Annotated in this window: 11 protein-coding genes; 4 read left to right on the forward strand and 7 right to left on the reverse strand. The window is 66.6% G+C overall.

Annotated features, from left to right (window positions below; genetic code table 11):
- Window positions 1–101 precede the first annotated feature (101 nt).
- The 3 genes from ACY3GB_RS13830 to ACY3GB_RS13840 all read left to right on the forward strand — a co-directional run bounded on the left by ACY3GB_RS13830 (window position 102) and on the right by ACY3GB_RS13840 (window position 1,369).
- Entirely contained in the window at window positions 102–536 is a 435-nt protein-coding gene (locus ACY3GB_RS13830; protein WP_463089246.1) for a hypothetical protein, read from the forward strand.
- A gap of 16 nt (window positions 537–552) precedes the next feature.
- Window positions 553–999 carry a glycine zipper family protein gene (locus tag ACY3GB_RS13835; protein WP_463089247.1) on the forward strand — a complete coding sequence of 149 codons (447 nt, stop codon included), beginning with the start codon at window positions 553–555 and terminating at the stop codon, window positions 997–999.
- A 184-nt stretch (window positions 1,000–1,183) separates the two neighbouring features.
- Window positions 1,184–1,369, forward strand: a complete 186-nt coding sequence (locus ACY3GB_RS13840) for a hypothetical protein (RefSeq protein WP_463089248.1) — start codon at window positions 1,184–1,186, stop codon at window positions 1,367–1,369.
- Window positions 1,370–1,410: 41 nt separating this feature from the next.
- On the opposite strand, the gene ACY3GB_RS13845 is transcribed toward ACY3GB_RS13840, so the two are convergent.
- From ACY3GB_RS13845 to ACY3GB_RS13875, 7 genes are all read right to left on the reverse strand, one after another.
- Window positions 1,411–1,875: a DMT family transporter gene (locus tag ACY3GB_RS13845; RefSeq protein WP_048403825.1), complete on the reverse strand. Its 465-nt coding sequence runs from the start codon at window positions 1,873–1,875 to the stop codon at window positions 1,411–1,413.
- A 139-nt stretch (window positions 1,876–2,014) separates the two neighbouring features.
- Window positions 2,015–2,404 carry a YkgJ family cysteine cluster protein gene (locus ACY3GB_RS13850; RefSeq protein ID WP_046158500.1) on the reverse strand — a complete coding sequence of 130 codons (390 nt, stop codon included), beginning with the start codon at window positions 2,402–2,404 and terminating at the stop codon, window positions 2,015–2,017.
- A 72-nt stretch (window positions 2,405–2,476) separates the two neighbouring features.
- On the reverse strand, window positions 2,477–3,010 hold the full coding sequence (locus ACY3GB_RS13855) for a P-loop NTPase family protein (protein ID WP_463089249.1): 534 nt from the start codon (window positions 3,008–3,010) through the stop codon (window positions 2,477–2,479).
- On the reverse strand, window positions 3,007–3,360 hold the full coding sequence (locus tag ACY3GB_RS13860) for a nuclear transport factor 2 family protein (RefSeq protein ID WP_463089250.1): 354 nt from the start codon (window positions 3,358–3,360) through the stop codon (window positions 3,007–3,009). The genes ACY3GB_RS13855 and ACY3GB_RS13860 overlap by 4 nt, the downstream gene beginning before the upstream one ends.
- A gap of 25 nt (window positions 3,361–3,385) precedes the next feature.
- Window positions 3,386–3,676 (reverse strand): putative quinol monooxygenase, encoded by a 291-nt coding sequence (locus ACY3GB_RS13865; protein ID WP_463089251.1) that lies wholly within the window; start codon window positions 3,674–3,676, stop codon window positions 3,386–3,388.
- A 65-nt stretch (window positions 3,677–3,741) separates the two neighbouring features.
- Window positions 3,742–4,176, reverse strand: coding sequence for a Cif family virulence factor (locus ACY3GB_RS13870; RefSeq protein WP_463089252.1), 435 nt, complete (start codon window positions 4,174–4,176; stop codon window positions 3,742–3,744).
- A gap of 26 nt (window positions 4,177–4,202) precedes the next feature.
- Window positions 4,203–4,652 (reverse strand): NUDIX domain-containing protein, encoded by a 450-nt coding sequence (locus ACY3GB_RS13875; protein WP_463089253.1) that lies wholly within the window; start codon window positions 4,650–4,652, stop codon window positions 4,203–4,205.
- Between the two features lie 138 nt (window positions 4,653–4,790).
- On the opposite strand from ACY3GB_RS13875, the gene ACY3GB_RS13880 reads away from it, so the two are divergent.
- Window positions 4,791–4,938: DUF6506 family protein (locus ACY3GB_RS13880; protein WP_463090940.1), on the forward strand; the 148-nt coding region annotated here is incomplete at its 3' end.

Raw genomic sequence — 4,938 nt, forward strand, 5'->3', positions numbered from 1 at the left:
CCAGAAGGCGCGCCCCCGGCCAACGGCTGACCCGGCGACCTGATCCCGCTCGCGCCGGCCCGCCGGGCCGCGCGCGGCAACCGACCGTAAAGAGGCTCATCATGAAAGGCTGCATCCGCTTGAGCGGCGCGCTGCTGGCAGCCGCGCTGGCCGTGGCCGCGGTCGCTCCCGCCGAGGCGTACCACCACCACGGCGGTCCGCGCATCAGCATCGATGTCTGGCGCGGCGGCTATTGGCACCACGGCTACTATCAGGGCCGGATGGGCTGGTGGTGGGTGGCCGGCGGCGCCTGGTACTTCTACACGGCGCCCATCTATCCCTACCCCAGCCTGTACGCGCCGCCCGTCATCGCCGTGTCCCCGGCCGTGCCCGTCGTCCCTGCGGTGCCGATGGTTCCTCCGGCCCCGCCGGTCGCCGCCGCGCCGCAGGAGCCGGCCCAAGTCTGGTACTACTGCAAGGCGGCCAAACAGTACTACCCGTATGTCAGCGAATGCCCGGGCGGCTGGAAGACCGTACCGGCGCAGCCGCCCAGATAAGCCGGAAGGAAACGCCATGAAAGCACGCTATTGCCTGATGCTGCTGCCGCCGCTGCTGGCCGCCTGCGCCACGCAGCCCACCGGCCCGACGGTGGCGGTGATGCCGGCGCCGGGCAAACCGTTCGACGTGTTCGCGCAGGAAGAGCAGCAATGCCGGGCCTACGCCGCCGGCAACAGCGGCGCGGCCGCCGCCGACGCGTCCAACGCCACGCTGGCCGGCAATATGGCGCTGGGCACCGTAGTGGGCGCCGCGGCCGGCGCGCTGATAGGCGGCAACCGCCAAGGCGCCGGCATGGGCCTGCTGGCCGGCGCCGCGGTAGGCGGCTCCAACGGCGCTTATGCCGGCTACGATACGCAAACCCGCTACAACATCGCCTACCAGCAATGCATGTACGCGAAGGGCAACCCGCTGCCGGGACAATACCCGGCGCGGCGCGTCTACCTGCCGCCGCCGCCCGATTGAGAATCATGCCATCCAGGCAAAATCAAGCCAGCAACAAACCATTCAACATATTGAAACAAAAAGAGAATTTACGGAAACATCTTCAGTCGAATTGGCATTAATAATGAAAGTACGCCCAATACTTTCCGGGGCCGCAACAGGAAAACCCAGGGCGATCCGTTCAACAACACCAAAGGATTCCGCCATGCTCAAATTGCTCATGCCCGCACTGGCGCTGCTGCTGGCCAGCGCCTTCGCCAGCGCCCAGGACGCCAATGTCCGCCCCTTCGACAATCCCGCCGTGCCGCCCAGCGTGCCGCTGTCGCTGCAAGACATGAACCCGGCGCCGGTCCAGGCGCCGGCTGCGCCAACGCCGTCCGCCCAGCAGTAAACACCCCGCGATCCCGCCGGCCCGTCCGGCGGGATCGCATTTCAGCGGCCGAACCAGCGATCGCCGAAATTCACCAGCAGCACGCCCGCGACCACCAGCGCCGCGCCGGCCAGCCTGGCCGCGCTCAACTCGCGCAAGGGCATCATCAGCCAGCCAAAACGGTCGAAGCACAGCGAGGTGAATACCTGTCCCGCGATGATCAGGGAAACCATGGTCGCCACGCCCAGGCGCGGCGCCAGCAAAGTGGTGCCGAACACGAACCCCGCTCCCAGCACCCCGCCCAGCAACATCCACCATTCGACGCGGGCCAGCGCCGCCAGATTTTGCCAGCGCTGGCCAGTCGCCAACGACAGCAGCGCCAACGTCAGGCAGCCGGTGCCGAACGACACCAGCGCCGCCAGCAGCGTGCTGTTGCCCAGCAACAGGCGCAACTGGTTGTTGACCGCCGCCTGCAGCGGCACCACCACTCCGACCAGAAAGGCCAGCAAGGGAAAAATCGCCTGCATCGCCGCGCTCCTCAATCACAATTGGCAGCCGCCGCCCATGGCGGAGGCCGATGCCATGCCGCTGTTCCACGTGGAACACGGTCCAGTCTGTGCCCGCTGCGCGAGGTCGGCAGCAGGGCGACCAGCAATGATAAATGAATTACTTCTGGCGCGGACGGCTGTCGCGGGTATAGGCGCAAAAACCCGGTTTGGGACCGATCTTGGGATGGTTGCGGCAGGTGTTGGGGCGGCGCTCGTAAATGGTGCAGCGCCGGGTCTGCGCATCCAGATACAGGCAGTCGCCGTTGGCGCGCTGCGCCAGCGTGAACAGGCTGTTCTTGAAATTGAAATGCTGGATCACCCGCTGCTTTTCCAGCCGCTTGGCGATGTTCTTGATCGGCTCTTCCAGCTCGAACTCGTCCACCACGCCGATGCGCACCAGATCCGGCAACTTCACTTCCACCGGCATCGTGCAGCAGGACGCCATGCAGTCGCCGCACAGGCCGTTCTTGTACTTGATCCAGGTTTCCAGGCGGTTGATGTCGGCCACGGCTCGTCCTTAACACATTGAATACGCGAAACTTTCCCCTGGCGGGAAAGCGCGCATTCTACGGACGATGGCTCACGCCGGCAAGATGCCCGCCAACAGCCGCCTGGCCTCGGCCGGGCTGCGCGGCGCCAGCCAAGCCGCTCCGGCATGGGCATCCCGCAAATCCGACAGCGCCAGGCGGCGGCGGCCGTAGCCGCGCCACATCCACAGCAGCAGCGAGTCTCGCGAAAACAGCGCGCCGCGCAGCGTCTCGCGGTTGCCGTGCGCCAGCGCCTCCCGCCGCCAGGCCCGGCGCAGGCTGCGCCGGACGATGCGCCAGGCCAGCAGCGAGCGGGGATAGTCCAGCCAGATCACCAGCTCGGCGCGCGGCAGCAAGCGCTCCAGCGCCGACGCGTAGCTGCCTTCCGCCACCCAGCGCGGCTGAGCCGCCAGCGCCGCCACATCGGAGGAGAACGCATCGCGCCGCGTCCAGCCCGGTCCCCAGAACAAGGCGTCCAGCTCGGCCAGCGGCGCGCCCGACGCGGCGGCCAGCCTGGCCGCCAGCGTGCTCTTGCCGGCGCCGCTGCCGCCTACGATCAACACCCGGCCGGGCAATGAAGCGGTCATTGGTAATGCGCCGCCGCGCGCTGGATTTTGCCTGCCTCGTCCAGCCACAGCACCTCGGCCGCCAGGCCGCGCGCGCCGCGGTAATGTATGGTCAGCGAATCGGCTCCGGTCAGCGTCGCCAGATGCTCGAAACGCAGGTCCGGCAGCCGCCGCAGCGCCTCGACCCAGTAGGCGGCCACTGCGGGCTTGCCCTGCAGCCGGCCGGACGCCTCGCCGGCCATCTCGGCGATGTACGGCGAGCTCATTTCGAAATCGTCGCGGTAATGCGCCAGGATGCGCGCCAGATCATGGCTGTTCCAGGCGTTTATCCATTCCCGCGCCAGTTCCTCGGCGAATGACTTGTCCAGCATCGGCGTGACCTTTTCAGATGCGGGCCTAAGCGCCCAGCAGCGTGGATGGATGGGCGGCGAGCCTGGCGCGCGGCAGCACCTCTGGCAGATAGATGGTCTGGATCGCATCCAGCTTGCCGTGCGCCTCCCAGTGCGCGCGGCTTTCCCAATGCTCGACCAGCACGAACACCTTGGGATCGGCCTCGGAATGGTAGGCCTCCCACAACTGGCAACCGGGCTCGGCCAGGCACAGCGGACGCATTCGCGCCAGCGCGGCGGCCACCAGCGGCACATCGTCGGACGCGGAAACCTCAAGGGTGACGATCAACGGAAACATGAAATGATCTCTTCAAGCGAACGGAAGGCCGGTGTCTTCGATTGTACTGTCGCGCGGCTGCGGCGCTACGCCGCGTCGTCTTCCCAACTCATCGCGCAGATGCGCCAGCCATCCGCGCCGCGAACCAGTTGGAACAGCTTGGTTCCACCGCCGGCATATGGCTGGCCATGCAGCTGCCCCGACTTGCGGTAGCGGCTGGTCCGGCTGGCGAGGCTACCGCTTATCCAAGTCTGCTCCTCGGTTTCCCACTCGCAAAAGTCGCGCAGACTCCCGCTGGAGAGCAGCTCCCGGCGCGGCGCGATGAATGCCTCGACCGACCATTGCTGCGTCTGGCCGCCCTCCACCTTGGCGATCCGCGCCTCATCGGTGAACATGGCGAAGATGCCGTCCAGATCGGCCGAAACACCCTCTCGGTTGTCGAACAACGCGAAAAACGCCGCGATCAGGCGGTCGACCTCCCGCCTGTCCTCAGCCGCGCCGCCACTTGTCGAAATCGCCATGGTTCAATCCTCCAGCCATCCGGCGCTCAATAGAATTCCATCCGCCGCAACCCGACATAGCGTGGCGCGTCGAAGCCGCATGCGCGATCGCGCCAGTAGTGCAGCATCGGCGGGAACACGGTCTTGCCGGCGAAGTCGTCGCGCGACAGCCACGCCGCCTCGACAATATGCTCGCGCGTCGCCTCGTCGCCGCCGCAATCGATTTCGCCACCCAGCAGCTTGCCGATGAACCAGAACTTGCACTCGCGGGTGGCCGGATTGGCGAATTCCTCGATATCGGCAAGCCGCCCGATTTCCACGCTCAGCCCGCATTCCTCCTTCACCTCGCGGCGCGCGGCGTCGGCCAGAGGCTCGTCGTCGATCGCGCCGCCGCCCGGCGCCACCCAGAAATCGTAGGCGTCCGGCTTGCAATGCCGGACCATCAGAATTCTGCCCTCATGCTCGACGATTACGCCTGCCGCGACCCCATGTTTCATCGCGCCTCCAAAACCAATCAGCATAACACCGGCAAAATCGCATTGGAATATTCAAGCCCGCCGCCGCACGTTTTTCCAAGATCGCCAGGCGAGGCGCCGCATAAGCTCGGGCTTCCACACCCAACAAAGGAAACCGCCATGGCCCTGAAAGCCGCCTTCATCTTCATCGCCCCCCACGGCGACCCTCAACGCCATCGCGCCCTCACCTCGACGCCGGAAGTGGAGGTCGTCACCCTCGCCGTCTCCAGCTACCGCCAGGCCGCAGAAGTGGCCCGCGGGCTGGCGG

It is taken from the genome of Chromobacterium sp. Ag138 (assembly GCF_055181315.1).